General features: G+C 66.2%; 29 protein-coding genes. 18 read left to right on the forward strand and 11 right to left on the reverse strand.

Going from position 1 to position 23,702, the window contains the following annotated elements; translation table 11 throughout:
* Window positions 1-45 precede the first annotated feature (45 nt).
* The 6 genes from arsB (at window position 46) to EB815_RS15940 (ending at window position 5,508) form a co-directional block, all read left to right on the forward strand.
* Complete coding sequence (gene arsB, locus EB815_RS15915) at window positions 46-1,155, forward strand: ACR3 family arsenite efflux transporter (RefSeq protein WP_056571032.1); 1,110 nt, start codon at window positions 46-48, stop codon at window positions 1,153-1,155.
* Window positions 1,152-1,574: an arsenate reductase (glutaredoxin) gene (gene arsC, locus EB815_RS15920; protein ID WP_056571034.1), complete on the forward strand. Its 423-nt coding sequence runs from the start codon at window positions 1,152-1,154 to the stop codon at window positions 1,572-1,574. Before arsB ends, arsC begins: the two co-directional genes overlap by 4 nt.
* A 66-nt stretch (window positions 1,575-1,640) precedes the next feature.
* Window positions 1,641-1,961 carry an ArsR/SmtB family transcription factor gene (locus tag EB815_RS15925; RefSeq protein WP_056571035.1) on the forward strand — a complete coding sequence of 107 codons (321 nt, stop codon included), beginning with the start codon at window positions 1,641-1,643 and terminating at the stop codon, window positions 1,959-1,961.
* 42 nt (window positions 1,962-2,003) lie between these two features.
* Window positions 2,004-3,401, forward strand: a complete 1,398-nt coding sequence (locus EB815_RS15930; RefSeq protein WP_056571037.1) for an FAD-dependent oxidoreductase — start codon at window positions 2,004-2,006, stop codon at window positions 3,399-3,401.
* Window positions 3,398-4,639, forward strand: a complete 1,242-nt coding sequence (gene arsK / locus EB815_RS15935; protein ID WP_056571039.1) for an arsenite efflux MFS transporter ArsK — start codon at window positions 3,398-3,400, stop codon at window positions 4,637-4,639. The genes EB815_RS15930 and arsK overlap by 4 nt, the downstream gene beginning before the upstream one ends.
* 272 nt (window positions 4,640-4,911) lie before the next feature.
* Window positions 4,912-5,508, forward strand: coding sequence for a class I SAM-dependent methyltransferase (locus tag EB815_RS15940; RefSeq protein WP_056571041.1), 597 nt, complete (start codon window positions 4,912-4,914; stop codon window positions 5,506-5,508).
* Between the two features lie 262 nt (window positions 5,509-5,770).
* On the opposite strand, the gene EB815_RS15945 is transcribed toward EB815_RS15940, so the two are convergent.
* Window positions 5,771-6,214 (reverse strand): cytidine deaminase, encoded by a 444-nt coding sequence (locus EB815_RS15945; protein WP_056571043.1) that lies wholly within the window; start codon window positions 6,212-6,214, stop codon window positions 5,771-5,773.
* 82 nt (window positions 6,215-6,296) lie between these two features.
* Complete coding sequence (locus tag EB815_RS15950) at window positions 6,297-7,676, reverse strand: sodium:solute symporter family protein (protein ID WP_056571045.1); 1,380 nt, start codon at window positions 7,674-7,676, stop codon at window positions 6,297-6,299.
* Between the two features lie 169 nt (window positions 7,677-7,845).
* Here EB815_RS15950 and EB815_RS15955 point away from each other — a divergent pair, with 169 nt between their 5' ends.
* Both EB815_RS15955 and EB815_RS15960 read left to right on the forward strand, forming a co-directional pair.
* On the forward strand, window positions 7,846-9,045 hold the full coding sequence (locus tag EB815_RS15955) for an adenosylhomocysteinase (RefSeq protein ID WP_065005274.1): 1,200 nt from the start codon (window positions 7,846-7,848) through the stop codon (window positions 9,043-9,045).
* Between the two features lie 46 nt (window positions 9,046-9,091).
* A complete protein-coding gene (locus EB815_RS15960) occupies window positions 9,092-9,862 on the forward strand; it encodes an IclR family transcriptional regulator (RefSeq protein WP_056571047.1) in 771 nt (256 codons plus the stop codon).
* A 35-nt stretch (window positions 9,863-9,897) separates the two neighbouring features.
* Here EB815_RS15960 and EB815_RS15965 read toward each other — a convergent pair whose 3' ends face one another.
* Complete coding sequence (locus EB815_RS15965) at window positions 9,898-10,335, reverse strand: YqaA family protein (protein WP_056572071.1); 438 nt, start codon at window positions 10,333-10,335, stop codon at window positions 9,898-9,900.
* Window positions 10,336-10,508: 173 nt separating this feature from the next.
* Here EB815_RS15965 and EB815_RS15970 point away from each other — a divergent pair, with 173 nt between their 5' ends.
* A complete protein-coding gene (locus tag EB815_RS15970; protein ID WP_056571049.1) occupies window positions 10,509-10,961 on the forward strand; it encodes an SRPBCC family protein in 453 nt (150 codons plus the stop codon).
* Between the two features lie 9 nt (window positions 10,962-10,970).
* Here the strand turns inward: EB815_RS15970 and EB815_RS15975 are convergent, their stop codons facing one another.
* Together EB815_RS15975 and EB815_RS15980 are read right to left on the reverse strand one after the other, a co-directional pair.
* On the reverse strand, window positions 10,971-11,396 hold the full coding sequence (locus EB815_RS15975) for a GFA family protein (RefSeq protein WP_056571051.1): 426 nt from the start codon (window positions 11,394-11,396) through the stop codon (window positions 10,971-10,973).
* A 128-nt stretch (window positions 11,397-11,524) separates the two neighbouring features.
* A complete protein-coding gene (locus EB815_RS15980; protein ID WP_056571053.1) occupies window positions 11,525-12,355 on the reverse strand; it encodes a helix-turn-helix transcriptional regulator in 831 nt (276 codons plus the stop codon).
* Between the two features lie 99 nt (window positions 12,356-12,454).
* Here EB815_RS15980 and EB815_RS15985 point away from each other — a divergent pair, with 99 nt between their 5' ends.
* The gene (locus EB815_RS15985) at window positions 12,455-13,339 is read left to right on the forward strand and encodes an SDR family oxidoreductase (protein ID WP_056571055.1); all 885 of its coding nucleotides are present in this window, start codon (window positions 12,455-12,457) and stop codon (window positions 13,337-13,339) included.
* Window positions 13,340-13,357: 18 nt separating this feature from the next.
* On the opposite strand, the gene EB815_RS15990 is transcribed toward EB815_RS15985, so the two are convergent.
* On the reverse strand, window positions 13,358-14,056 hold the full coding sequence (locus tag EB815_RS15990; RefSeq protein ID WP_056571057.1) for a RibD family protein: 699 nt from the start codon (window positions 14,054-14,056) through the stop codon (window positions 13,358-13,360).
* A gap of 344 nt (window positions 14,057-14,400) precedes the next feature.
* Between EB815_RS15990 and EB815_RS15995 the strand changes: the two genes are divergently transcribed.
* From EB815_RS15995 to EB815_RS16005, 3 genes are all read left to right on the forward strand, one after another.
* The gene (locus tag EB815_RS15995) at window positions 14,401-15,348 is read left to right on the forward strand and encodes a substrate-binding domain-containing protein (protein WP_056571059.1); all 948 of its coding nucleotides are present in this window, start codon (window positions 14,401-14,403) and stop codon (window positions 15,346-15,348) included.
* A 179-nt stretch (window positions 15,349-15,527) separates the two neighbouring features.
* Window positions 15,528-17,138, forward strand: coding sequence for a sugar ABC transporter ATP-binding protein (locus EB815_RS16000; protein ID WP_056571061.1), 1,611 nt, complete (start codon window positions 15,528-15,530; stop codon window positions 17,136-17,138).
* The gene (locus EB815_RS16005) at window positions 17,135-18,151 is read left to right on the forward strand and encodes an ABC transporter permease (protein ID WP_056571062.1); all 1,017 of its coding nucleotides are present in this window, start codon (window positions 17,135-17,137) and stop codon (window positions 18,149-18,151) included. Before EB815_RS16000 ends, EB815_RS16005 begins: the two co-directional genes overlap by 4 nt.
* Window positions 18,152-18,189: 38 nt before the next feature.
* Here the strand turns inward: EB815_RS16005 and EB815_RS16010 are convergent, their stop codons facing one another.
* Both EB815_RS16010 and EB815_RS16015 read right to left on the reverse strand, forming a co-directional pair.
* A complete protein-coding gene (locus tag EB815_RS16010) occupies window positions 18,190-18,768 on the reverse strand; it encodes a phosphoglycerate mutase family protein (RefSeq protein WP_065005275.1) in 579 nt (192 codons plus the stop codon).
* Window positions 18,769-18,933: 165 nt separating this feature from the next.
* Window positions 18,934-19,296 (reverse strand): hypothetical protein, encoded by a 363-nt coding sequence (locus tag EB815_RS16015; RefSeq protein WP_056571067.1) that lies wholly within the window; start codon window positions 19,294-19,296, stop codon window positions 18,934-18,936.
* Between the two features lie 172 nt (window positions 19,297-19,468).
* Between EB815_RS16015 and EB815_RS16020 the strand changes: the two genes are divergently transcribed.
* The gene (locus EB815_RS16020) at window positions 19,469-19,768 is read left to right on the forward strand and encodes a hypothetical protein (protein WP_056571069.1); all 300 of its coding nucleotides are present in this window, start codon (window positions 19,469-19,471) and stop codon (window positions 19,766-19,768) included.
* Between the two features lie 66 nt (window positions 19,769-19,834).
* On the opposite strand, the gene EB815_RS16025 is transcribed toward EB815_RS16020, so the two are convergent.
* A complete protein-coding gene (locus tag EB815_RS16025; RefSeq protein ID WP_056571070.1) occupies window positions 19,835-20,539 on the reverse strand; it encodes an XRE family transcriptional regulator in 705 nt (234 codons plus the stop codon).
* Between the two features lie 26 nt (window positions 20,540-20,565).
* On the opposite strand from EB815_RS16025, the gene EB815_RS16030 reads away from it, so the two are divergent.
* A complete protein-coding gene (locus EB815_RS16030; protein ID WP_056571072.1) occupies window positions 20,566-20,997 on the forward strand; it encodes a hypothetical protein in 432 nt (143 codons plus the stop codon).
* A 144-nt stretch (window positions 20,998-21,141) separates the two neighbouring features.
* Window positions 21,142-21,816, forward strand: coding sequence for a GcrA family cell cycle regulator (locus tag EB815_RS16035; protein WP_056571073.1), 675 nt, complete (start codon window positions 21,142-21,144; stop codon window positions 21,814-21,816).
* Between the two features lie 187 nt (window positions 21,817-22,003).
* Here EB815_RS16035 and EB815_RS16040 read toward each other — a convergent pair whose 3' ends face one another.
* On the reverse strand, window positions 22,004-22,312 hold the full coding sequence (locus EB815_RS16040) for a DUF982 domain-containing protein (protein ID WP_056572073.1): 309 nt from the start codon (window positions 22,310-22,312) through the stop codon (window positions 22,004-22,006).
* A gap of 99 nt (window positions 22,313-22,411) precedes the next feature.
* Window positions 22,412-22,693: a DUF982 domain-containing protein gene (locus EB815_RS16045; RefSeq protein WP_056571075.1), complete on the reverse strand. Its 282-nt coding sequence runs from the start codon at window positions 22,691-22,693 to the stop codon at window positions 22,412-22,414.
* Between the two features lie 92 nt (window positions 22,694-22,785).
* Between EB815_RS16045 and EB815_RS16050 the strand changes: the two genes are divergently transcribed.
* Both EB815_RS16050 and EB815_RS16055 read left to right on the forward strand, forming a co-directional pair.
* A complete protein-coding gene (locus EB815_RS16050) occupies window positions 22,786-23,475 on the forward strand; it encodes a YdaU family protein (protein WP_056571077.1) in 690 nt (229 codons plus the stop codon).
* Between the two features lie 13 nt (window positions 23,476-23,488).
* The gene (locus EB815_RS16055) at window positions 23,489-23,701 is read left to right on the forward strand and encodes a hypothetical protein (RefSeq protein WP_155772436.1); all 213 of its coding nucleotides are present in this window, start codon (window positions 23,489-23,491) and stop codon (window positions 23,699-23,701) included.
* The last annotated feature ends 1 nt before the right edge of the window (window position 23,702 follow it).

Below are 23,702 nucleotides of genomic sequence, written 5' to 3' on the forward strand. Positions count from 1 at the left end.
TCGGCGGAAGCCTGGCCAAGGCCGGCCGGCCCAGGAGGAATAGCGATGTCGGATCACATCCTGAATGCCGGCGAAACGGCGCAGCCGAGCATCGGCTTCGTCGAAAAATACCTCACGGTGTGGGTGGCCCTGTGCATCGTCGCCGGTGTTGTCCTCGGCCATTCGCTCCCGGGTGCGTTCGGCGCCATCGCGTCCGCCGAGATCGCCAAGGTCAATATTCCCGTCGCGGTGCTGATCTGGCTGATGATCGTGCCGATGCTGCTGCGTGTCGATTTCGCCTCGCTGGCCAGTGTCGGCACCTATTGGCGCGGGATCGGGGTCACTCTGTTCATAAACTGGGCGGTGAAGCCGTTTTCCATGGCGCTGCTGGGCTGGCTCTTCATCGGCTGGCTGTTCCGGTCCTGGTTGCCAGCCGCGCAAATCGATTCCTACATAGCCGGACTGATCATTCTCGCAGCCGCACCGTGCACGGCCATGGTGTTCGTCTGGTCCAACCTTACGCGCGGCGAGCCGAACTTCACGCTGTCGCAGGTGGCGCTCAACGACGCGATCATGATCGTTGCCTTCGCGCCCATCGTCGGGCTGCTGCTTGGATTGTCGGCGATCACCGTGCCATGGGGCACGCTGGTGCTGTCGGTTGCCCTTTACATCATCCTGCCGGTGCTCGTCGCTCAACTGATCCGCCGGCGCCTGCTGGCGGCCAAGGGGCAGGGCGGGCTCGATGCGCTGCTGGCTGCCATGCAGCCCTTGTCACTGATTGCCCTGCTGGCGACGCTGGTGCTGCTGTTCGGCTTCCAGGGCGAGCAGATCATCGCCCAGCCGTTGGTGATAGCGCTGCTGGCGGTACCGATCCTGATCCAGGTCTATTTCAACTCCGGTCTTGCCTATATGCTCAACCGGCTGTCCGGCGAGCGGCATTGCGTGGCCGGACCATCGGCTTTGATCGGCGCGTCCAACTTCTTCGAACTGGCGGTCGCGGCGGCGATCGCGCTTTTCGGGCTGAACTCCGGTGCGGCGCTCGCAACCGTGGTAGGCGTGCTGATCGAGGTTCCCGTCATGCTTTCCGTGGTGTGGATCGTGAACCGAAGCAAAGGCTGGTACGAGCGGGGGAGTGCCGTCCGCCACGCCGCGTCCAGCGAGAGGGCCCCGCAATGACCATCACCATCTATCACAACCCGGCCTGTGGCACGTCGCGCAACACGCTGGCGATCATCCGCCAGTCCGGCGAGGAGCCGGAGGTGATCGAGTATCTGAAGAACCCGCCGTCGCGCGAAAAGCTTGTCGGGCTGATCGCGGCAATGGGGATGACGCCGCGCGCGCTGCTGCGCGAGAAGGGCACGCCCTATGCGGAGCTCGGCCTTGGCGACCCCGAATGGAGCGACGACGAGATCCTCGATTTCATGCTGGCGCATCCGATCCTGATCAACCGGCCGATCGTGGTGAGCCCGCTCGGCGTCGTGCTGGCCCGGCCATCCGAAAGGGTGCTCGATATCCTGCCCAATCCAGACATCGGCCCGTTCACCAAGGAGGACGGCGAGGTTGTCGTCGATGCCGGCGGCAAGCGGGTCGTCTGACTTGCTATTTCGATATTTCTCGAAATAGCCCTTGACGAGTCCTGTCGCCGGCCGCATGCTATTTCCATGAAACTCGAACAAGCAGCGAAGCAGCTGGAAGCGCTCGGCAATCCGACGCGGCTGAACCTCTATCGTCTCCTGGTGAGGGCCGGCGAAGCGGGCCGGCCGGTCGGCTTCCTGCAGGAGAGCCTCGGCATCGCCGCCTCGACGCTGTCGCACCATCTGCACCGCCTGATACTCAACGGGCTGGTCAGCCAGGAGCGGCAGGCGACGACGCTGATCTGCCGCGCCAACTATCCCATGATGAACGATCTCATCGGCTTCCTGGCCGACGAATGCTGCGCCGATGCGGCTTGCAATCCGGCGGCGGATGACGCGGCCGCCTGATTTTTTGCCTTTTATTTCGATAATACCGGAAGGATGGAAGCTATGGCCACGCGAGACGATCCGCCAATCGCCGTCATCGGCGCCGGTCCGGTTGGGCTGGCGGCCGCCGTTCATCTCATGGCGCGGGGCCTGCCGGTAAAACTCTACGAGGCCGGCAGCGGCGTCGCGGCCAGCCTGCGGGATTGGGGCCATGTCCGGGTGTTCACGCCATGGCGCTATTGCATCGACCAGGCGGCCGGCAGGTTGCTCGAAAGCCATGGCTGGCGGATGCCGGACCCGGAAGCCTTTCCCACCGCCGATGAACTCGTCGCGCACTATCTCGAGCCGCTTGCCAGGCTTGCGGAACTTGCGCCGGCGATCGAGACCAATGCGCGTGTCGTGGCCATATCGCGCTGGGGCGCCGACAAGGTGCGCGGCAGTGAGCGCGGGACGCGGCCCTTCATGCTCGTTGTCGAGACCGCCGACGGCACCAGGCGCGACAGCGCACGGGCCGTCATCGACGCCTCCGGAACATGGCGCACGCCCAATCCTCTCGGCGCCGGCGGCATCGAGGCGGAAGGCGAGGCGGAGTTTGCCGACCGCATCGCCTACGGCATCCCCGACATCCTTGGCCGCGACCGTGCGCTCCATGCCGGCCGCACGACGCTGGTTGCCGGTTCGGGTCACTCGGCGGCCAACGCCTTGCTCGACCTTGCCAGGCTGGCGGATGACGAGCCCGGCACGGCTTTCATCTGGGCGGTGCGCGGAACAGACCTCGTGCGCATCTATGGCGGCGGCGATGCCGACCAGTTGCCGGCGCGCGGCGAACTCGGCGCCGATGTGCGCGACCTCGCCGAAAGCGGTGGCGTTCGGCTGGTGACGGGCTTTGCGACGCTTGCGATAAGCGAGCGCGATGGCCGGCTGGTCGTGGCGGGGCAAAGCGAGGAGGGCCTGATGCAACTGGGGCCTGTCGACCGCATCATCGCCGCGACCGGCCAGCGTCCGGACCTGTCGCTGACCCGGGAGCTCAGGCTCGATCTCGATCCATGGCTGGAAAGCGTCAAGGCGCTTGGTCCGCTCATCGACCCCAACGAGCATTCCTGCGGCGACGTGCCGCCGCATGGCCACCGCGAGCTCAGCCATCCGGAGCCCGGCTTCTACACGGTCGGCATCAAGAGCTATGGCCGGGCGCCGACCTTCCTGCTGCTGACCGGCTACGAACAGGTCCGCTCGGTCGCGGCGGCGATCGCCGGCGACATGGCGGCGGCCGACATGGTGCAGCTGGTGCTGCCCGAAACCGGCGTCTGCACGGTGCCGGCGGGCCGCTTGTCGAAGGGCTGTTGCGGCGGACCAGTGCCGGCGGCGACCGATGCCTGCTGCGCGGCGGATGCCGACGCCAAGGCCGCCGGCAAAGGCGGTTGCGGCTGCGCAGGCACCGGCAAGATGGAAGCCGCCGAGTGAGCGACGGCAAGATCCCCGCTTCCGCCATCTGGGCGCTGGGCGCCACGCAGATCATCGGCTACGGCACGCTCTACTACAGCTACAGCATCCTGGCGCCGGCGGTGGCGGCGGAACTCGCCTGGTCGCAGCAATGGGTGTTCGCCGTGCTGTCGGTGTCGCTGCTGGCGAGCGCCATCCTGTCGCCGTTCGCGGGCAGCCTCGCGGACCGGGTCGGGGCAGGGCGCCTGATGGTGCCGGGATCGCTGGCCGCGGCCGGCGCATTGCTGTTGTGCGCGCTGGCGCCGGGGCGTGCCGGCTTTGCCATCGGCGTGCTGGCCATGGAGCTTGCCTCCTGCTTCGTGCTCTACAGCACGGCCTTCGTCGCCATCGTGCAGCTCGGCGGGGCGCGTCGCGGCATCACCCATCTCACCTTGATCGCCGGCTTCGCCTCGACCTTGTTCTGGCCCTTGACGACGCTGCTGCACCAGCATCTCGGCTGGCGTGAGGTGCTGGTTCTCTTTGCCGCGCTCAACGCCTTTGTCTGCCTGCCGATCCATTGGTGGCTGGCCCGGCTCTCGCGCCGCACCGGCAAGCCGCGGGAGAGGGTCATCCCGGCGACATCAAGCCTGTCGGCCGCCGCGCCCGACCGGCGATGGTCGCCTCTGTTCATCCTGGTGCTGGCCGGATTTGCCATAGAGGGGTTCGTGCTTTCAGCGATCCTTGTGCGGATGGTGCCGCTGCTCACACTGGTCGGTCTCGGCGGGGCCTCGGTGCTGGTCGCCAGCCTGTTTGGGCCGTCGCAAGTGGCGAGCCGGCTGGTCAACATGCTGTTCGGCCGGGGCCTGTCGCAGACATCGCTGGCGCTCGGAGCGACCGCCGCGCTGGCCGGCGGCCTTGCGGTGCTGCTGGTGGCGGCGCCCTCCGTTCCCGGCGCCATGCTGTTTGCCGTGCTTTTCGGATTCGGCTCGGGCCTGATGAGCATTGTCGGCGGCACGCTGCCGCTCGAATTGTTCGGCCAGGAGCGCTTCGGTTCCCATGTCGGCTGGATCACGGCGGCGCGCCAGTTCAGTTCCGCCTTCGCCCCGTTCGGCCTGACGCTGATGATATCAGGCCTCGGCGTCCTGCCGGCTCTGTGGCTCAATGTCGTGGTCGGCCTGTTCGGGATCGCGGCCTTCGCCGCCATCGCGTTGATCAGCCGGCAATCGCGCAAGGGTGCGCAGAGCGGCACGGCCGCGGTCGCGCCACACGCGGCTGGATGACCGGGCCGGTGCCCCAGTCATCAGAATCCATGCCGGGGGCTGCCTTTGGTGTCGGGGCGACAATGCTCGGGCGGATTTCGCCGGTTCGACCCGCCGTCGGCAACGGAGGCGTTGCCTTTGGCTGTGTGCCGGTCAAAGCTGTCCCCCAGCGCAATTCTAGAGCGTTTCACCGTTTCATGGAAACGGCGAACCGCTCTAACTCTTTGTTTTGACGCAATTCAAGACGGAAAACCGCTAACACTTTTCCTGGAATTGCTCTAAAGCGTCCGCCCATGACTGGAATGTTTCCCGCCACCTCCATGCCCGACCGCGATTGGTGGGAGGCGCTTTGGCCAGACCCGTCGGGCCTCTTGCTGTCGTTGGGCGTCGAGCCAGGCATGACGGCCCTGGACCTGTGCTGCGGCGACGGCTATTTCACCGCACCGCTTGCGAAAATCGTCGGCGGCCGTGTCTATGCGCTCGACCTCGACCCGGACATGATCGTGGCGGCCAAGGCCGAGGTGAAGCGGCTCGGCGTTTCGGTCCTGAAGTGGATCGTCGCGGATGCCGGCGACGTCGCGGACCTCATCCCTGAAAAGGTCGACTTCGTGCTGATCGCCAACACCTTCCACGGGGTGCCCGATCAGCCGGCCCTCGTCAAGGCCGTCGCCCGTACGCTCAAGCCGCACGGCCTGTTCGCGCTGGTCAATTGGCACCAGTTGCCGCGAGAGCAAACGACCGTGCTTGGTCAGCCGCGCGGGCCCAGGACGGAGATGCGCATGTCACCTGAAGCGGTGTCGGCGGTGCTGGAGGCTGCCGGTTTCCGGCTTCTGCGAATGGTTGATCTGCCGCCGTATCATTACGGGGCGGTGTTCGAACACAAGGGATGATACGGAATCCGGCTCAGACGCCTGTCCAGGACTCCGGATCGGCCGCCAGGATGAACGCGCCGATGCAGCGGCAGAGGACATCGACATCGCGCATTTTCGGGCATCCGGGTCGATAGCGCACGCTTCCTGTCCGGGGCTATGCCGGGATGACATGCGGCCGTCGAGTGCCTCGCCCAGCACATACGTGTCCCGCTCGGCGGTGAAATGTGCGGTTGCCTAAGGTGGTCCGCAAGTGACCTTGCGGGAGGGCGCGCCTCCCGCCTCAGAACTTGCGCGGGTCGATGCCCTTGGTGCCCGGGCCGTAGGGGCTGGGATAGATCTCGCCGATGGTCATCAGTTCGATCTCGCCGTCCAGCGTCGAACCGATGATCTTGACCTCCGGATCGTCGCAGCAGAACTCCCAGATCACTTGCCGGCATTCGGCGCAGGGCACGCCCGAATAGGGACCGTGACAGACGATGGCCTCGATCTGGCGCTCGCCCGCCGCCGCCATCTGCATCACGGCGTTGCGCTCGGCATGGACCGATTGCTGCAGGGTGACGACCTCGACATTGCAGGCGGCGAAAAGCCGGCCCGATGCGGTGCGCACAGCCGAGCCGACCTTGTGGTTGGAGTAGGGCGTGTAGGCCTTGTCGCGCGCCTGCGCCGCGGCGGTGACGAGCGCCTGGTCGGCACTCGAAAGCCTGTCGAAAGTGGTCTTCAGCATTGGTTTCTCCGCATTCGGGCTCCATCTCGCACTGATTCAGGATGGAGCCTTATCTTATTGCTTTTCCCGGTCTTTCGCTGGCTCAGGCCGGCTGCCTTTCCGATCGCGTGACAAGTCCCGCGACGAAGGGAACGACCGAGAGGATGAAGCCGACCAGCGAGGCCGGAATGCCGCCCGGTTCGCCCAGCAGCACCAGGATCGCGGTCGAGCCGGAGCCGATGACGATGGTCGCCAGCATCGACCAGGACGGGATGCGCCAGCCGAAGGTGGCCGACAGCACCGGCAGCAGCAGGCCCGGCACATAGACCGAGAAGCCGAGCATCAGGATGGTGACGATGCCGGGCACGCTGAGCGCCACGACCAGGGCGATGAGGCCGAGCACGAGCAGCAGGATGCGGCTGGTCCACAGCCTTTCCCGGTCGCTGGCATCGGGGCGCAGCCGCGAGATCACGTCGCGCTGCAGCGTGGTGGCTGTCACCAGCAGGGTCGTGCTCGCCGTCGACATCGCCACCGCCAGGAAGGCGGCGACCAGCACGCCGATGACGCCATGCGGCAGAAGCTGCACCATCAGGTCGGGCATGGCGTTGACCGGGTTGGTGTCGGCCGGCAGCAGCGCCTTGGCGGCGACGCCGAGGAAGGTGAGGATGACGCCGAACACGGCCATGACGAGGAAGCCGTTGATCATGCCCCGGCGCGCCGTCTCGGGCGAGTTGGCGGAAAAGACGCGCTGGAAGCCGATCGTGTCGATGAAGCCGGCGGGCAGGAGCAGGAACCAGACGAACAGCGTCGCCGGCGGCACGTTGGCGAACAAATTGTAGAAGCCGGGAATGTCCCTGGTCGCTTCATAGATGTGCGGGACGCCGGGTCCGAAGATGACGAACAGAGGCGCCACCACGCCGATGACGATGAGGAAGATGACTGCCTGCAGCACGTCGGTCGCCACCACGGCGAGGAAGCCGCCGAGCATGGTGTAGACGATGACGACGAGGAAGGCGACGATGGCGCCGGTCTTCGGATCCATGCCGGAGAACAGGGTGAACACCATGGAGATGCCGAACACCTGAGCCGCCGCCCAGGCGAGATAGTTCCAGCTCGTCACCAGCGAGGCGGCGACACGCACTGAATCGGGATAATCCCGAGCGACGATGTCGGGCGTCGTCACATGCATGCGCTGGCGCACGATCTTGGCCAGGAAGATGCCCATCAACAGCAGGCCGATCGGGAAGGTGAACCACCACCAGGTGCCCGATATGCCGTAGCGCACGACCATTTCGGGCGTGCCGAACAGACCGGCCAGGCCCGTCCAGGAGGCGAAGGCGGAGATGGTCAGCCATAGCGGCCCCATGCGCCGGCCGGCGACGATGTAGTCTTCCTCGGTCTTGATCGAGCGGGCGAAGAACAGCCCGATGCCGGTGACCGCCACGAGATAGATGGCGACGACAGCTATATCCAGATTTCCCATTTCGTACCCCTTCACATGCAAAGCCGATGGCGCGCCGAACGCCTTGGGGCGCGCCGCGCTGCTGTCCGTTGCCCCTTCTCGTGGGGGCTTGACGACCCTCTGCAAGATTTGTCACATGCAAAAAACTTTTTTGCAAGTGCTGAATCTGAATCGTGATCGGAGACTTCGAATGACCCACGCCCAGGCCAATCCGGCGACCCCCGAGCTGGTCGAGCGCGGTGGCGCCCGCATCGCCTGGATCCGTTCGCGCATGGCGTTGCTGGCCGGACTGCGCGGGGAATTCCGCCGCACGCGGCCATTTGCCGGCCGGCGCATCGGCGTGTCGCTGCATGTCGAGCCCAAGACGGCGGTGCTGCTCGAAGTGCTGGCCGAAGGCGGCGCCGAGATCGTCGGCACCGGCAATCACGGCTCGACGCAGGATGATGTCGTCGCCTTCCTGCAGAGCCAGGGCATCGGCATTTTCGGCCGCCGCGCCGACTCGCTCGCCGACCATCACGCCAATCTGGCGCGGGTGCTGGACGCGCGGCCCGACATGCTGCTCGACAATGGCGCCGACCTCGCCTCCGGCATCGTCGAGCGGGGCAGGGCTGCATCCATACTGGGCGGCACCGAGGAGACGACCTCGGGCGGCGACCGGCTGCGCGGCGAACTGGCCGGCAAGGTGCCGTTCCCCTCCATCGTCATCAACGACAGCCCGCTGAAGGCGATCGGCGAGAACAAGCACGCGGTCGGCCAGTCGGTGGTGGAGAGCTTCATGCGCATCACCAACCTGATGATCCCCGGCCGACGCTTCTGCGTCATCGGCTATGGCTGGTGCGGGCGCGGCATCGCGCAATATTTGCGGGCGCTGGGCGGCCGCGTGGCCATCGTCGAAATCGACGAGATCAAGGCGCTGGAGGCGGCACTCGACGGCTACCGCGTGGCGCCGCTCGCCGACCTCGCGCCGTGGGCGGAAGTGTTCATCACCGCCACCGGCCGCGCAGGCGTGCTGCCGGCGCAAGCGGTCGCCGTCATGCAGGACGGCGCGGTGCTGGCCAATTCCGGGCATTTCCCGTGGGAGATCGACACCGAAGGTCTCAACGCCATGACCACGTCCGCCACGGACCTGGACGGCACGTTGCGGCGCCTCGACCTTGCCAATGGACGCCATGTCATCCTCGTGGCCGAGGGGCGCATGTTCAACCTTGCCGGCGTCGAGCCGAAGGGCAATTCGATCGAATCCATGGATATCGGCTTCATGCTGCAGGCGCTGTCGCTAGAGCGGGTGGCCAGGGCTGAGGGATTGGTGGGGGGCGCGCAGCCGGTGCCCGACGACATCAACCGGCGCATCGCCCGGCTGATGATGGCTACGATGGGGGCCGCCTTGTAACTATACTAGGCCCCTGATTCTGGATGATCCGGGAAGGTTGTGGGGCATGGCTGGCAAGACCGCGGAAGCGCCGGATTATTCGGTACCGGCCCTGGAAAAGGCGTTCGACATCATCGAACTGCTGGCCGAGCAGAAGGACGGGCTGAACCAGGGCCAGATTTCCGAAGCGGTCGGCCGCTCCATCCACCAGATCTACCGCGTGCTGCAGGCGCTGGAGCGGCGCGGCTACATCTTCCGCGACCGCCCGGCCGGGCTCTATTTCCTGTCGCCGCGCCTGTTCGAACTGGCACACCGGCACGAGCCGTTGCGTGGCCTCGTCCAGGCGGCGCTGCCGTCGATGCGGCGGCTCTCCGACGCCATCCAGCAATCCTGCAATCTCGGCGTCCACAATGCCGGAAGGGTGCTGATCCTGGCGCAGGTGGAAAGCCCGGCGGCGTTCGGCTTCCGTGTCCGCGTCGGCGCCGAATTTCCGCTGTTCGGCACCGCGACAGGCCGCACGCTGATGGCGTTCCAGCCGCAAGACAGAATCAGCCAATGGCTGCAAGCCTCTGGTATCCCTGACGAAAAGGCGGAGATGCACGACGCGCTTGCCCGCATCCGCGCCGCCGGTCATGAGGAGGTGGCGGACGGGCTGCAGCCTGGCGTCATCGATCTTGCCTTTCCGGTCATCGGGCCGTTCGGCCAGTCGGTCGCCGCACTTACCGTGCCCTATGTGGCGACCACCTACAGCATGCTCGACCTTGCCACCGTGCGCCGCCACGCGGCGGAGGCGGCGCGGGAGATCGCGCTGGTGCTGGCGCCCGAGCCGGCGCAATGACGCTGCCGGGGACGTCGCCGGCAAGCGGTTGCTTGTCATGTCCAACTGAGGACGATCCAGCCCAGCACCGCGTAGCGCGCCGTTTTGCCGATCGTGACCAGGACAAGGAAGCTCCAGAACGGTTCGCGCAACACGCCGGCGACGACCGTGAGCGGGTCGCCGACAACCGGCAGCCAACTGGCCAGCAACGACCATCTGCCGTAGCGATGGTACCATTTCGAGGCGGATTGAAGGGCGGCCGGCGTGACCGGAAACCAGCGGCGACCCGCGAAGCGCCGGACTTCCCGGCCAAGGAACCAGTTGATCACGGCGCCCAGGACATTTCCCGCGCTGGCGACGGCGAGCAGCAGCAGGGCCGAATAGGCCTTGCTGGCCAGCATGACGGCCAGAACGGCCTCGGACTGGGCAGGAAGGATCGTGGCCGCGACCAGGGCGCTCAGGAACAGGCCGGCATAGGCGCAAAACGCAGTCAGCTGTCTACCTGTGCGGATGGGTGCGGGATGGTGCCTCGCTACCCTCCAGGGCCGGATCTTGCAAGTGTGATCTGTCGGATGATGCGGCGCGCGAATGCGGTCGCTTTGACGGCCGGCCACGCCCGGCATGGTCCCGGCACCATCGCTGCCGCAACCGCGCGGACCGTGTACCCGTGAACGGTTCCGCCGGCGCCGCGCCGATCGTCAAGGCGATCGCCATCGATGCCGAGCCGGCGAAGGTCTGGCGGGTGCTGACGACGCCTCGAATGATCCCGCAATGGATGTCGGACGAGGAGCTGACCGTCAGCTTGCAGGGACATGAAGGCGGTATGATCGTGATACGCGGGCTGCTGCACGGCATGCCGTTCGAGAACCATGGCACCGTGCGCGCCTTCGAGCCGGAGAGGCGGTTCGCCTACAGCTACTGGAGCACGCTGTCGGCCTCGCGCCTGGCGGATTTGCCCGAGAACCACACCTTGGTCAGTTTCGCCCTGGCGCCGGCCGACGGCGGAACGCTGCTGACGCTGACGCTCAGCGACTTCGCCGAACCGGCGATCCGCCCGCATGCCGATCTCTATTGGGGCCCGACCTTGCGGATCCTGAAGACGGTCTGCGAAGGGCACTGATGACGGCGGTCAGTCAGCCGGGATGAAGCGCAGCGTGCCTGCCCGGCGCGTCGGCCGGCCGGTGTCGTTCGTATGATTGACGCCATCCATGACGGGCACTTCCGGGAAATCGAACGGACTTACCCCGTCCAGGCAGGCCACGTTCACGGCATACAGGTTCTGGTTCGAGCGTCGTTGGTGGTGTGTGTATACTCCGCAGCGGGAACAGAAGAAGTGCTGCGCCGATCCGGTATGGAAGCGATATGTCGTCAGGGCATCCTCCCCCTGGAGGATCTTGACCCCGCCCATTTCAGCCATGGCGACGACGGCGCCTCGCATCCGGCAGTAAGAACAGGTGCAGCGGCGGATCGAATTGAAGCCGTCGCTGAGCGTCGCCTCGAAACGCACCGCGCCGCAATGGCACTGCCCAGCCCGAAGGTTCGTGTCGCCCACCATGTTGCCTGTGTCTCCTGTTCGGTCACTTCTACGTCGGGTCCTGGCAGGAGGACAAGAACGTCTCGGCGGCGTTGACCGGCCAGTCGGCTGCCAGGCAGGTGCCAGCAGTGTCGTTGGCGGGTGACTGCCTAAAGGCTTTGCGCTTTGGGGTGCCGGGCCAGCGCGCGGATGCGGTCGGCGACCTTGCCGTCGATCGGGTTGTAGACGGTCAGGTTCAAATCCGGCCTGCCGTCGACCGCGAAGGACGAGTATTCCAGCTCGATGTCCCCCAATTCCGGGTGCTTCAGGCGCTTTGTTCCGTCGCCATGGGCGAGCACGTCGTTCTCCCGCCACAGGGTGGCGAATTCGGGGCTGCCGTTGCACAGTTCGTCCACCAGCTGGGTGACCTCGGAGACCGCGCCGGCACGCGCCGCATCGGCGCGGAAGGCGCCGACCACGAAACGGGCGAGGTTTTGCCAATCGTGCTGCTTGGCGCGGATGTGGGGCGTGAGGAACATGAAGCGCAGGATGTTGCGCCGGCCGGCGGGGATGGTGCCATAGTCGGTCAGCACGACCTCCGCGGCGCGGTTCCACGCAACGACGTCCCAGGTCGCTGTCTTGACCAGCGCCGGGCTGGCATCGAGCGTGTCGATGAGGCGTTGCAGTCGGGGGCTGACGCCCTCGTCGCCCCGGTAGCGGACCTCGGGCGGGCGGCCGAGCCCGAGCATGAAGAGATGTTCGCGCTCCGCCTCGGTCAAAAGCAGCCCCTTGGCGATGCGGTTCAGCACATCGGCCGAAGGCGCGCCGCCGCGGCCCTGTTCCAGCCATGTGTACCAGGTCGGGCTGATGTTGGCGCGCTGGGCGACCTCCTCGCGGCGCAGCCCCGGCGTGCGCCGGCGCCCGGAAAAGCCGAACGAGGCCGGATCGAGCCGGGTGCGCCGGTCTTTCAGGAAGGCTGCGAGCGAACCGGGGGAAGGCATTCTGTCAGGCACCCTGTTAAAGATTATACCATGATAAGGTCACTACTTTAATGGAATAATAGACCGTCGATATTACGCAGGCAACCGCAGGAGATTTGCATGCGTATCTTTTTGACCGGCGCGACCGGCTTCATCGGCTCGGCGCTCGTTCCCGAACTCATCCAGGCCGGCCACCAGGTGGTCGGCGTCACCCGCTCCGAGGCAGGCGCCGAGGCGCTCGCCGCCGCTGGCGCCGAAGTGCATCGCGGAACCCTCGAAGAGCCGGAGGGCCTGCGCGACGGCGCCGCGAAGGCGGATGCCGTGATCCACACGGCGTTCGACCATGATTTTTCGCGGTTCGTCGAGAACTGCGAAAAGGACAGCCATGTCATCGCAGGCCTCGGCGCGGCCCTTGCCGGATCCGACCGGCCGCTGGTGATCACGTCGGGCGTCGGCATGGGCAGCCCCGGACATGGCCAATTGGCGGTCGAGGATGTCTTCAATGCCAGCCATCCCAATCCCCGTATCGCCTCGGAACTCGCCGGCAATGCCTTGCTGGAGGCCGGTGTCAATCTGTCGGTGGTGCGCCTGCCGCAGGTCCACAATCCGGTCAAGCAGGGGCTCATCTCGCCGCTCATCGAGATCGCGCGGCAGAAAGGCGTCTCGGCCTATGTCGGCGAAGGCCGCAACCGCTATTCGGCGGGGCATCTCCTGGACGCGGCGCGGCTCTATCGGCTCGCGGTGGAAAAGCGCCAGCCGGGCGCGCGCTATCACGCGGTCGGCGAGGAAGGCGTCGAAGTGCGTGCCATCGCCGAGGCGCTTGGCCGCGGCCTCAACCTGCCGGTCGTCTCGATCCCGCCGGAAAAGGCGGCGGAGCATTTCGGCTGGATGGCGATGTTCGCCCCCATGGACCTGCCTGCCTCGAGCGCCCTGACCCAGGCCCGGCTCGGCTGGCATCCGACCGGCCCGACGCTGATCGCCGATCTGGATGCGATGCGCTATTGAGGGGCTGATAAAGCGGCATCAGCCGGGACTGACGGCATAGCGCAGGTGGATCAGCCCATGCGCCAGCGTTTCGCAGCTTGTCAGCGACAGCTGCATCTTGCCGGCGAGGCCGCTTTCGCCGAACTCGACAAAGCCCTGGTTTGCCGCCCGCGCATCGAGCGCGGGGGCGATGAGAAGGCTGAGCTCATCGACAAGCCCGACCGCGAAGAAGGAGCCGTTGATGCTGGCGCCGCCTTCGAGCAGCAGCCGGCGGATGCCGAGTTCACGCCCGAGCACGTCGAGCATGGCGGCGAGATCGATCTCGGCCGTTTCCGACACGATGTAGGACACGCCGTCGGCGGCGAGCTCGGCCAGATGACTGTCGGCGACATCATGCCCAAGCAGCACCACGACATGGTCGCCGCCGACATCCGGCTTGGCGAAGTGGAGCTTGCCGGAGACATCGAGCGCAACGGCATAGGGTCCCGCATCGCGTTGCGCGAAATGGTGCGGCCGCTCGACCTTGCCGGAATGCGCCGGCGGGTGCGCCACCGCCTTGCTCATCTCGGCCATGGTGACGCGCCCGACGATCCAGGCATCGCCTTCGAGGTCGCCGTGGATCTGCTCATAGAGGCCTGACCACTCCGCCCGGGTTCCGTCCGGGCTGGTGGTGTAGCGGCTGGGGTGAAGGCCGCCGTCGAGCGAGGCGAGCATATGGCAGATGATGTGCGGCTTCATGATTTCTCCAGGGTGGACCGATCTTCAGGATGGACTCGGCGATTCAAATTAGGGTCGCGGCCCCGGAATGGAAGCCGGACAGGTCGGTTTGGTCAAAAATCCGACAATTCCGATAATTCGTCGCCTGGCACTGTTATATCGATGTTGCACAAATGGTTGACCCTGGGTTAGCATCCATCTGCTGATGCCGATGGGAGGCAGTTTTTTGCAACGGCGATCAGCTGGAGCGGCATGCGTGATCGGGCGCAAGGAGGATGCTCCAACACTTTGAACCGACGCATGATCCCTTCCCAAGGCCGATCCCGGTCCTGGGGATCGTGCGTTCTTGTGGAGGAGGATCAACCATGAACAGACGTGAATTCCTGATGACGTCCGTGGCCGCGGGCGCCATGGTGCTGGCCGCACGTTCGGCGTTCGCCGAGGACAAGCTCACCATACTGGGCTCGGTGCCCAATCTCGGCTTTCCGTTCTTCGTGCACATGCTGAACGAGATCAAGGCGGAAGCGCAGGCGCAGGGCGTCAACCTGACCGAGAGCGACGGCCAGAACTCGGCCACCAAGCAGACCGCTGACATCGAGGCGGCCCTGGTGCAGAAGGTCAACGCCATCGTCATTTCGCCGCTCGACGTCAACGCGCTGGCTCCGGCCATCGAGGAAGCGGTCAAGGCCGGCGTTCCCGTGGTGACGATCGACCGCCGCGTCGACGGCGTCGAGGGCATACTGGCCCATGTCGGCGCCGACAATGTGAAGGGCGGCGAGGCGGAAGCCCAGGCGGTCGTGGCGGCGTTCCCCAATGGCGCCAAGCTTTTCCACCTGCAGGGCCAGCCGGGCGCCGGTCCGGCCATCGACCGCAACAAGGGCGTCCACAACGTGCTCGATCCCTTGAAGGACAAGTACCAGATCATCTTCGAGCAGACCGCCAACTTCGCCCGCGCCGAGGCGCTGTCGGTGACGGAAGCCGGCCTTGCCGCCAACGGCAAGCCGGACGCCATCATCTGCGCCAATGACGACATGGCGCTCGGCGCGCTCGAGGCGTGCGCGGCGCGCAACTTCACCGACGTCAAGATCTACGGCTTCGACGCGCTTCCGGAAGCGCTGGTCGCGGTCCGCGACGGCAAGCTCGCCGGCACGGTCGAACAGTTCCCCGGCCAGCAGTCGCGCACCGCCGTGCAGATCGCGGTCGCCTACGCCAAGAACAAGACCGAGCCGAAGGAGAAGCTGGTGCTGTTGACGCCGATCGTCATCGGCAAGGACAATCTCGACAAGGCCGAGAGGCTGAACGAGACGAAGTAGGGCGACGAGCCGGCCGAAGTCAGCGCCGCCCCTCATCCGCCTGCCGGCACCTTCTCCCCGTATAGTGAGGGGGAGAAGGAGATGGCCGCCACGCTGGCGATCTCCCTCTCCCCGTCCTTCACGGGGAGAGGGTAAGGGTGAGGGGCGGCGCCGTCGTCTTGTGTCTCGGGGAGCAACCATTGCCCGCAGCTGAAACCGCATCGCCATCGCCCGTCCTGCTCGCCGTCGAGGGCGTCACCAAGCATTTCGCCGGTGTCACCGCGCTGAGCGACGTCTCGCTCGATATCCGTCCCGGCGAAATCCTCGGCCTGCTCGGCGAGAACGGCGCCGGCAAATCGACGCTCTTGAAAATCCTGTCGGGCGTCATGCCGCCGTCCAGCGGCCGCATCACTTTCGACGGCGCCGACTACGCGCCATCCAGCCCGCAGGATGCCAAGCGGCTCGGCATCGTCACCATCTACCAGGAACTCAGCCTGATACCGACGCTGACGGTGGCGGAGAACATTTTCATCGGCCGCGCGCCGACGGGGCCGCTCGGGCTGGTGAGCTGGCGCAAGATGGAGGATGACTCCCGCGCGATCATCGCCCGCGTCGGGCTTTCCATCGATCCGATGACGCCGGTCTCGGCACTGTCGGTGGCCGAACAGCAGCTGGTCGAGATCGCCCGGGCGCTGTCGCTGAAGAGCCGGCTGATCATCATGGACGAGCCGACCTCGGCGCTGACCGAGACCGAGGTGCAGCGGCTTTTGTCGATCATGGACCGGCTGCGCCAGGACAAGGTTGCCATCATGTTCGTCACCCACCGGCTGGAGGAAGCGTCCGCCATCTGCGACCGCATGACGGTGCTGCGCGACGGCAGGCTGGCCGGGCATCTCGACCGTGACAAAGGGCGGCCGATCCAGTTGCCGCGGATCATCGAGAAGATGGTCGGCCGCGCGGCTTCCGAACTTTACGCGCGACCCGCGCAGCGCGCGGTGGCGGGCGATGTCATTTTGTCGGTGCGCGGCCTGCGCACCGTGCGCGACCCCGAGGCGCCGCATGCCATCGTGCTCGACGGCGTCGACATCGACCTCAGGGCGGGCGAGATCCTCGGCGTCGCCGGGCTTGTCGGCTCGGGCCGCACGGAACTGGCGCGCGCCATCTTCGGCGCCGACCGCATCGCTGCGGGAACGATCACGCTCGAGGGCAGATCCATCGCGCCGGCCTCGCCGGCCGACGCCATCGCGCTCGGCATCGGCCTGGTGCCGGAGGACCGCAAGCACCAGGCGATCTTTGCCGCCTTGGGTATCCTGCCGAATTTTTCCGTCGCCTCGCTGGCCACGTTCAGCAACGGTTTCGGCTTCATGGCCGAGGGGCGCGAGCGCGATGCGCTGTCGGGTTTCAGGAAAATGCTGTCGATCCGCATGGCCTCGCCCGAGCAGGCGATCGAGGGCCTGTCGGGCGGCAACCAGCAGAAGGTGATCCTGGCGCGCTGGCTGGCGCGCGATCCCAAAGTGCTGATCGTCGACGAGCCGACGCGCGGCGTCGATGTCGGCGCCAAGGCGGAAGTGCACCAGATCCTGGTGCAACTGGCGGCGCGCGGCATAGCGGTGATGATGATCTCGTCCGAACTGCCCGAGGTGCTGGCGGTGTCGGACCGCATCGTCACCATGCGCCGGGGGCGCATCACCGGCGAAATGCCGGGCGTCGAGGCAAACGAGGAAAAACTGATGGAACTGATGGCGCTCGACAGGCAGGATGGGCTGAGCCAGGACGCGCAAGGACAGCCAGCGGAGGGGCAGGCACGATGAGCATCGCCGAAGAGCAGAGCCAGCGCGGCGGCGCGACGATCGCGCGGCTGTTGATGAGTTTCGGGCCGCTGCTGTTCCTGGCGGCACTGGTCATCGTCTTCACCGTTTTGAAGCCGAGCTTCATCGACCCGATCAACCTGTTCAACATCACCCGGCAGATCTCGATCACCGGGCTGATCGCGCTCGGCATGACCTTCGTCATCCTCACCGCCGGCATCGACCTGTCGGTCGGCTCGCTGCTCGCCTTCTGCGGCATGGTGGCGGCCGTCGTCGCCAAGGGCGGCGCGGCCAACACGCTGTCGCTGTCGACATCAGGCACGCAGGGCTATGGCTGGTTCGCCGCGCTGCTGGCCGCCGTCATCGTCGGTGCCGCCGCCGGCGGCGTGCAGGGGCTTGCCATCACCAGGCTGAAAGTGCCGCCCTTCGTCGTCACGCTGGGCGGGCTGACGGTGTTTCGCGGACTGACGCTGACCATCTCCAATGGCGGCCCAATCTCGGGCTTCGACGCTTCGATGCGCTGGTTCGGCACGGGGCTGATCGGCCCGGTGCCGGTGCCGGCGATCATCTTCGCCATCGCCGCCATCCTGTGCCACATCGTGCTGCGCTACACGCGTTACGGCCGCGCCGTCTATGCCGTCGGCGGCAATGCGGAGGCGGCACGGCTGTCGGGCCTGCGCGTCGACCGCATCCTGGTCTCGGTCTATGTCATCGTCGGCTTCTTTGCCGGGCTGGCCGCCTTCGTGCTGTCGGCCAGGCTGAACTCTTCCGAAGCGGTCGCCGGCATCGGCTACGAGCTGACGGTCATTTCCGCCGTCGTCATCGGCGGCACCTCGCTGTTCGGCGGCATCGGCTCGGTCGGCGGCACGGTGGTGGGCGCGGCGCTGATCGGCGTGCTGCAGAACGGGCTGCAGTTCAACAATGTGTCGTCCTACACGCAGAGCATCGTGATCGGGCTGATCCTGATCCTGGCGGTGGCGTTCGACCGGTGGCTGAAGTCGCGGGTGAGGCGGTAGGGGTCTGCCTTCTCCCCTTGTGGGAGAAGGCAAGGTCGCTATCCCGGCAACTTCTCCTCGATGATCCGCGTCGACCCCGGCACCAACTGGCCGGCGTGATCAAAGCGCAGCACCACCACCCAGTTGAAGACATCGCCGGGCCATTTGCCGTCCGGCAGCAGCGTTTTGGGGTCGGCGCCGAAGGCCTTGATGAGCTTTCCCAGCTGGCCGTGATGCCAGGCGATCAGGATCGACTTGCCGTGGGTTTCGCTGGAGAGCGCCGCGACGAGGGCTTTGACGTCCTTGTCGGCGAAGCGCTGGTCGATGGGCAGTTTCAGGGCTTCCGCGAGCGGCGTCAGCGTCAGCCGTTCGCGCGCGCTGTTTGTGGAATCGGTACTGGCCACCAGCATGTCGGGCCGGAACGGCACGCCGTCGAGCATGAAGGGCTGGAAATAGGCGACGTAGGCCTGCGCGCGGGCTTCGCCTTCGGGCGACAGGCCGGTGCCGCTGTCGGGCTTTTCGCCATGGCGCACGATCAGCACGGTGGCGTCGGCGAGCCCTGATGTGCCGTCGCCGGCGGCGTGTGCGGACAGGGCAAGCGCCAGCATCCACAGGGCGGCGAGAACGGTGCGAGTCATAGCGGGTCCCTCGGGCGCTTTTTTCGAGGCCACCAATCAGCGCAGCAATCCGACGGAATCAGGGCCGACGTGCTGCCGGCGCGGGGAGGGCACCCGCACGCAATCTGGAAAGAAACTCGGCTGATCGAACCCGCAAATGGCAGGTCCAGCCACGCCCCCCGGGCCTCAGGCCGCTTCGAGCGCCCACAGGCGGTGGCCGTAGCGGCGGAAGAAGCGCGCCAGGAGGCGCTGCTGCCTGGCCCTGGCGAGGTCGGGCAGGCGCCGCTCCTGGCGCCAGCGCGGCATGGCGCGCCAGAAGGCGATGAAGCGGGTGGTGTCCTCGATGGCCTCGTCGGCCGACAGCGCCGGGCCGATCGCGGCCAGGAACAGCGGCTCGGACTGTTTCAGCTCGTCAATCAGGGCCTTGCGCCGAAAATGGTCCTGGCGAGCCTGCGCGATGCCGTTGCGGCGGATCGCCTCGAAGGCTTCGAGCAAAGCAGGGCTGTCGCCGGTGTAACCGCAGGCGCGGGCGAAATCGGCGGCATCCATCATTGCTCCCGGGTCAGTGCGGCAGGTGACTCACATTTATTTGGATATATAAGCATAACTCAAAAAACTATAGAAGTGAAACTTTTGGCCAAGTGTTGAAACTGCGACTCGACTCCGGGCTGAAAAGGCAGGAATATAAGAACAAATCAGGAACAAATGGGGCGGAGAGGCAATGGCATTGCCGGGCAGGAAACCAGTCATCGCGCATGTCGTCTCGATATCGGTCGAGTGCGCCGATTGCGGCCGCAACAGGTGGTGGAAACCCGATGAACTGCGGCGCTTCGGGGTGACGGGCGGCACGCCGCTGGCGGAGCTTTCGGGCCGCATCGTCTGCTCGGCCTGCCGCGCCGACGGGCTGCCGGGTACGGCGGTGTCGATCCAGGCCGCGTTCGTCGACGAGCGCCAGCGGGTGCGTAGCGAAGCGCAGATGCTGAGCGAGCGCGAGGTGCTGGTGGAGGCGAGGCGGGCTTGAGGGCGGGCGGGGCAGGCGCTGATTCTTCCTTCCCCCGCAAGGGGAGAAGGAAAAACCGCCCAGCCACTAATACCCCAGCAATTCCTTCAGCGGTATAACCCGCCAGACATGCTTGATCGCGTAGCGGTTGAAGGTGATTGTCTTGGGGGGATTGTACTGCTCGACCACCAGCTCGCCCGCCGTGCGCTTGACCAGCTTCTTGATGAAGGCCTTGCCGTTGCGCTCGTTTTCTTCCGGAAACGTCTCGATCACCACATGGTCGCCGGGCACGGCGTCGCGGCCGCCGCAATAGATGAGGTCGCCGGGTTCGTAGCGCGGCACCATGGAATCGGAGAGCACATGCAGCGCGAAGACCTTCGGCAGGTTGCGCACGCCCGGCGGGCGCTGCACGTAGCCGGCAGGCTCGCCGTTGAAGGTGAAGTCGCCGTCATCGCCGCCGACCGCGGCGCCCAGCACTTCGATATCCATTGACCCGGCGGGCATCGGGCCGGCATCGGTGACGATCTCGGCGTCGGCCACGGGGCCGGCATCGTCGAGGAAGACGACCTGGCCTTGGCCGAGCGCGACCGGGTCGACGCGCAGGAAAGCGGCGGTCTTCAACAGGTTCTCGGTCTTGGGCAGGTTGCGCCCGGTTTCCCAATTGCCGACGGCGGCGACATCGGTGTCGTTGTGCTCGGCAATGTGGCGCATGACCAGGCCGCGCTGCTTGCGTGCCTGGCGTATCGCCGCCCCGACCTTGATCGACAGTTCCGTTTTTGCCATGGCGCCCATGTGAGCGATGAAAGCGGCTCTCGTCTATGAAAGAATGGCTTGCATCTATTTTTGAGTTATGCTTATATCTGGCCATGCAGAACCTGTCCAGCTTTGATGGCGCGGTAGCGCCGGCCTCCCGTGAGGCGCACCCGGCGACCGAAGTCGCCAGCCATTCCCTTCCGTCCCGGCCGTCCTCCTCCCCGGCCGGGGCGAAGCCCGAGCGCTTCGATGCCTCGGGTCCGGCCCGCCCGTCACCGGCGGCCGGAACGGCCGGAGCCGCCGCTCCCCTCGGCTCCGGCCCCCCATTCGACCGGCATGCCGCCGGTCCCTGTGCGCGCTCCTGCATCCGCACGCAGGACGGCACCGTCATCCTGTTCGAGCCGATGACGGGCAGGGCGGTTTCCGCCCCCGACAGAAAGACAGCGGAGGCGCGGCTGGCGCGCCTGACCGCCGGGCACTCGATCCGCTCCGGCTGATCCGCCTCCGACTGATGCCGGCGGCGAGCCGGCTTTCGCACCGAACACCCTGACCGAGGCCCTGACCGGGCCCGAGCCCTGACGCCTGGCCGACAGCGCGCTCCCGAGCGCTGCCGAAGGCGGAGCCCTGGATGGAGCCTGGACATGGCAAGCTACAGCGACGCCGAATTGCAAGAGATCGCCCGCTGGCTGAAGGATGGGCTTTCAGCCTCGCGAATCGCGACGGCGTTCAGCGCGCTGCGCGGCACTCCGGTCTCGCGCAACGCCATCATCGGCATCGTGCATCGCAACGCCATGCTGGGCGCGATCGGCTTTGCCAATGGCCGTGGGGTGTTGCCGGGTGCCGAACGGGCGATGCGCAAGCCGGCCGCCGCAAAGCCGGCGAAGGACAAGGCCAACGGCAAGGTGGCAGCGGGGGCGACCGCCGAAGCGAACGCCGCCAAGGCCGCCGTCGCGCGCAAGAACAAGGTCCGGGCCAGGCACGATTCGTCGCCGGCATGGTTGCCGCCGCGCCTGTTCGTGCGCGAGGTGGGGGTGCTGATCGCCGATGGCGAAGCTTACCGCTTCAAGGTGCCGGCGCCGCAGCGCGGACCCATCGGCCCCCAGCCGCATGGCGTGGCGATGCGCTTCATCGACTGCCTGTTTTCCCGCTGTCGGGCGCCGCTCGACCTGACATTGGAAGAAGATCCGCAGAGCGATGCGCCGGGTGGCCGGCCTGGCGCCGAGATGCTGTGCTGCGGCATGCGCACGAAGGCATTGAAGAGCTACTGCGGCTACCACCAGGCGCGGTTTCAACGCAGGGTTTTTGAGGCGGGGTGAGGCTTGGTCTCTTCTCCCCGTTCACGGGGAGAAGGTGCCGGATGAGGGGCAGCTCAAGCTAACAGGATTAAGCGTCGTGAGATGGATTTGGACAGCGCGAATGCCACTTACCGAAGCGCTGGCGTCGCCCCTCATTGCCCTGCCGGGCATTTCTCCCCGTAAACGGGGAGAAAGAGCCCTCACAAACCTATTTCGGCATCTGGCGGCCCTGTTTGGGCATGCGGCTCTGCACCGTGCGTGCCTCAAGCCTCATGGCCGGGCCGCTGTCGGCAACCAGAATGCCGGTGACGCGGGCGAAGCCGGTGAACACTTTTATCGCGTCGGATTCGGAAATCTGCGCCGCGATCGCGGCGCTGCAGGCGTTGAGTGCGCTGCGGTAGACATGGCCACGCCGCTCGATCGGCCAGCGCTGCAGGAAATCCGCGGCGTCGCTGACGCTGTCGATCTCCTCGACATGTCCGTCCATCGACACTTTAAGCGGCACTCCGGTTTTCATCGTACCCACGGCATTCACCTTCGCTCTGGGCGCGGCTTCCAAGCCTGCGCTTATAAACGCGCGAGACCGTCAGGCGGTTGCATTGCCTTCGTGCCTGCCTCAGGGGCTGGCGGCGGCGTCGAGCCAGTCATGCGCGCGGCTTCGCGGCTTGACCACCAATATGCCTTGTTGCCCGGCGACGCCAGTGAAGGCTTCGAAGGCGGTGCGCGGGCAGCAATTGCCTTCTACCGCCTGCCTGACCAGCCGCGCGGCGTCGAGAAAGGCGGGTGCTGTCTTGTCGGGCCACTGGTGCTGCAACGCCGTTTCGGCTTCGGCCACGGACCCAACCAGCATGGTCTTGTTGTCGCAAAAGCGCAGCGTAACCGGTATGAAAGCTGTCATCGGCAAACCTCCCCTTGGCGTGGACGCGTCATAACGTGCAGGCAGGCGGCTGGTTCCATCCACCTGGCGGGCGACGCGGCGTGGAGTGCTGCATGAGCGAGCGGCCCTTCATGCAGCTCTATGTCTCCGATTTCGTCGGCGACACGCTGCAGCTCTCCACCGAGCAGATCGGCGCCTACATGCTCATCCTGATGGCGATGTGGAATGCCGGCGGCCGGCTTCCCGATGACGACGCCAAGCTCGCGCGCGTGGCGCGCCTGTCGCTGAAGAGATGGCGTGCCATCAGCGCCGATCTTCTGACCTTCTTCGAGCGCGAGGCGGGCGAGATCGGCCACAAAAGGCTGACGAAGGAACTGCACAAGGCACTGGTCAAAAGCGAGGCGAGGGCCGCCGCCGGCGCACGCGGCGGGGCCGCTACCGCCTTGAAAACAAAGGCGCATGCGGCACCAAATGCCGGCGTGTTGCCGCGGCATTCTCCAGACTCCAGAAACCAGAATGAAAAAGCTTCCGCTTTTTCGCCTGAAAATGCGGAAGCTTTTTCGGCGCATGGAGAACAAGCGGCGGCGCTCTCCCGGGAGAAGGCGGAGCCTTTGTCCCGCGCGGGCAATACAGCTCCCGTTTTCCCGGGGAAGAAACCCGGCTGGGTCAGGCCGAAAACCCATACCGACGCCGCCAACGCCATCATCGAGGAGATCCGCAGCCATGACCGCAGCCGAACTGCAGCAGGCGACGAAGGCGCTGGCCGCGATGTTCTCATGCTTCCCGCAATCCGCCCTGACTGATGTCGAGATGCAGATGCGCGGCTATCTCGGCGCGGTGCGCGACGCCGAGCTTGCCGATCTGCAGGCCGCCATCCAGCGCTTCGTCCGCGGCGAGGTCAGAAACGGCAACGCCCAGTTCTGCCCGTCGAGCGCCCAGCTTTGCATCGAAGTGCGGGAGCGACGCACGATGCGGGAACTGATGGCGAGAAGGGCGGTGCAGGCACCCGTGAAGCAGGTGACTGGATGAT

Origin of the sequence: Mesorhizobium loti (assembly GCF_013170705.1) — a bacterium.
GTDB classification, from domain to species: domain Bacteria; phylum Pseudomonadota; class Alphaproteobacteria; order Rhizobiales; family Rhizobiaceae; genus Mesorhizobium; species Mesorhizobium loti_D.

What these genes read in the sequence shown, in the direction of transcription:
- arsB (WP_056571032.1), top strand. Translation starts at nt 46, where the DNA reads ATGTCGGATCACATCCTGAATGCCGGCGAAACGGCGCAGCCGAGCATC.
- arsC (WP_056571034.1), top strand. Translation starts at nt 1,152, where the DNA reads ATGACCATCACCATCTATCACAACCCGGCCTGTGGCACGTCGCGCAAC.
- EB815_RS15925 (WP_056571035.1), top strand. Translation starts at nt 1,641, where the DNA reads ATGAAACTCGAACAAGCAGCGAAGCAGCTGGAAGCGCTCGGCAATCCG.
- EB815_RS15930 (WP_056571037.1), top strand. Translation starts at nt 2,004, where the DNA reads ATGGCCACGCGAGACGATCCGCCAATCGCCGTCATCGGCGCCGGTCCG.
- EB815_RS15940 (WP_056571041.1), top strand. Translation starts at nt 4,912, where the DNA reads ATGACTGGAATGTTTCCCGCCACCTCCATGCCCGACCGCGATTGGTGG.
- EB815_RS15945 (WP_056571043.1), bottom strand. Translation starts at nt 6,214, where the DNA reads ATGCTGAAGACCACTTTCGACAGGCTTTCGAGTGCCGACCAGGCGCTC.
- EB815_RS15950 (WP_056571045.1), bottom strand. Translation starts at nt 7,676, where the DNA reads ATGGGAAATCTGGATATAGCTGTCGTCGCCATCTATCTCGTGGCGGTC.
- EB815_RS15955 (WP_065005274.1), top strand. Translation starts at nt 7,846, where the DNA reads ATGACCCACGCCCAGGCCAATCCGGCGACCCCCGAGCTGGTCGAGCGC.
- EB815_RS15960 (WP_056571047.1), top strand. Translation starts at nt 9,092, where the DNA reads ATGGCTGGCAAGACCGCGGAAGCGCCGGATTATTCGGTACCGGCCCTG.
- EB815_RS15975 (WP_056571051.1), bottom strand. Translation starts at nt 11,396, where the DNA reads ATGGTGGGCGACACGAACCTTCGGGCTGGGCAGTGCCATTGCGGCGCG.
- EB815_RS15980 (WP_056571053.1), bottom strand. Translation starts at nt 12,355, where the DNA reads ATGCCTTCCCCCGGTTCGCTCGCAGCCTTCCTGAAAGACCGGCGCACC.
- EB815_RS15985 (WP_056571055.1), top strand. Translation starts at nt 12,455, where the DNA reads ATGCGTATCTTTTTGACCGGCGCGACCGGCTTCATCGGCTCGGCGCTC.
- EB815_RS15990 (WP_056571057.1), bottom strand. Translation starts at nt 14,056, where the DNA reads ATGAAGCCGCACATCATCTGCCATATGCTCGCCTCGCTCGACGGCGGC.
- EB815_RS15995 (WP_056571059.1), top strand. Translation starts at nt 14,401, where the DNA reads ATGAACAGACGTGAATTCCTGATGACGTCCGTGGCCGCGGGCGCCATG.
- EB815_RS16005 (WP_056571062.1), top strand. Translation starts at nt 17,135, where the DNA reads ATGAGCATCGCCGAAGAGCAGAGCCAGCGCGGCGGCGCGACGATCGCG.
- EB815_RS16010 (WP_065005275.1), bottom strand. Translation starts at nt 18,768, where the DNA reads ATGACTCGCACCGTTCTCGCCGCCCTGTGGATGCTGGCGCTTGCCCTG.
- EB815_RS16015 (WP_056571067.1), bottom strand. Translation starts at nt 19,296, where the DNA reads ATGGATGCCGCCGATTTCGCCCGCGCCTGCGGTTACACCGGCGACAGC.
- EB815_RS16020 (WP_056571069.1), top strand. Translation starts at nt 19,469, where the DNA reads ATGGCATTGCCGGGCAGGAAACCAGTCATCGCGCATGTCGTCTCGATA.
- EB815_RS16025 (WP_056571070.1), bottom strand. Translation starts at nt 20,539, where the DNA reads ATGGGCGCCATGGCAAAAACGGAACTGTCGATCAAGGTCGGGGCGGCG.
- EB815_RS16030 (WP_056571072.1), top strand. Translation starts at nt 20,566, where the DNA reads ATGAAAGAATGGCTTGCATCTATTTTTGAGTTATGCTTATATCTGGCC.
- EB815_RS16035 (WP_056571073.1), top strand. Translation starts at nt 21,142, where the DNA reads ATGGCAAGCTACAGCGACGCCGAATTGCAAGAGATCGCCCGCTGGCTG.
- EB815_RS16040 (WP_056572073.1), bottom strand. Translation starts at nt 22,312, where the DNA reads ATGAAAACCGGAGTGCCGCTTAAAGTGTCGATGGACGGACATGTCGAG.
- EB815_RS16045 (WP_056571075.1), bottom strand. Translation starts at nt 22,693, where the DNA reads ATGACAGCTTTCATACCGGTTACGCTGCGCTTTTGCGACAACAAGACC.
- EB815_RS16050 (WP_056571077.1), top strand. Translation starts at nt 22,786, where the DNA reads ATGAGCGAGCGGCCCTTCATGCAGCTCTATGTCTCCGATTTCGTCGGC.
- EB815_RS16055 (WP_155772436.1), top strand. Translation starts at nt 23,489, where the DNA reads ATGCGCGGCTATCTCGGCGCGGTGCGCGACGCCGAGCTTGCCGATCTG.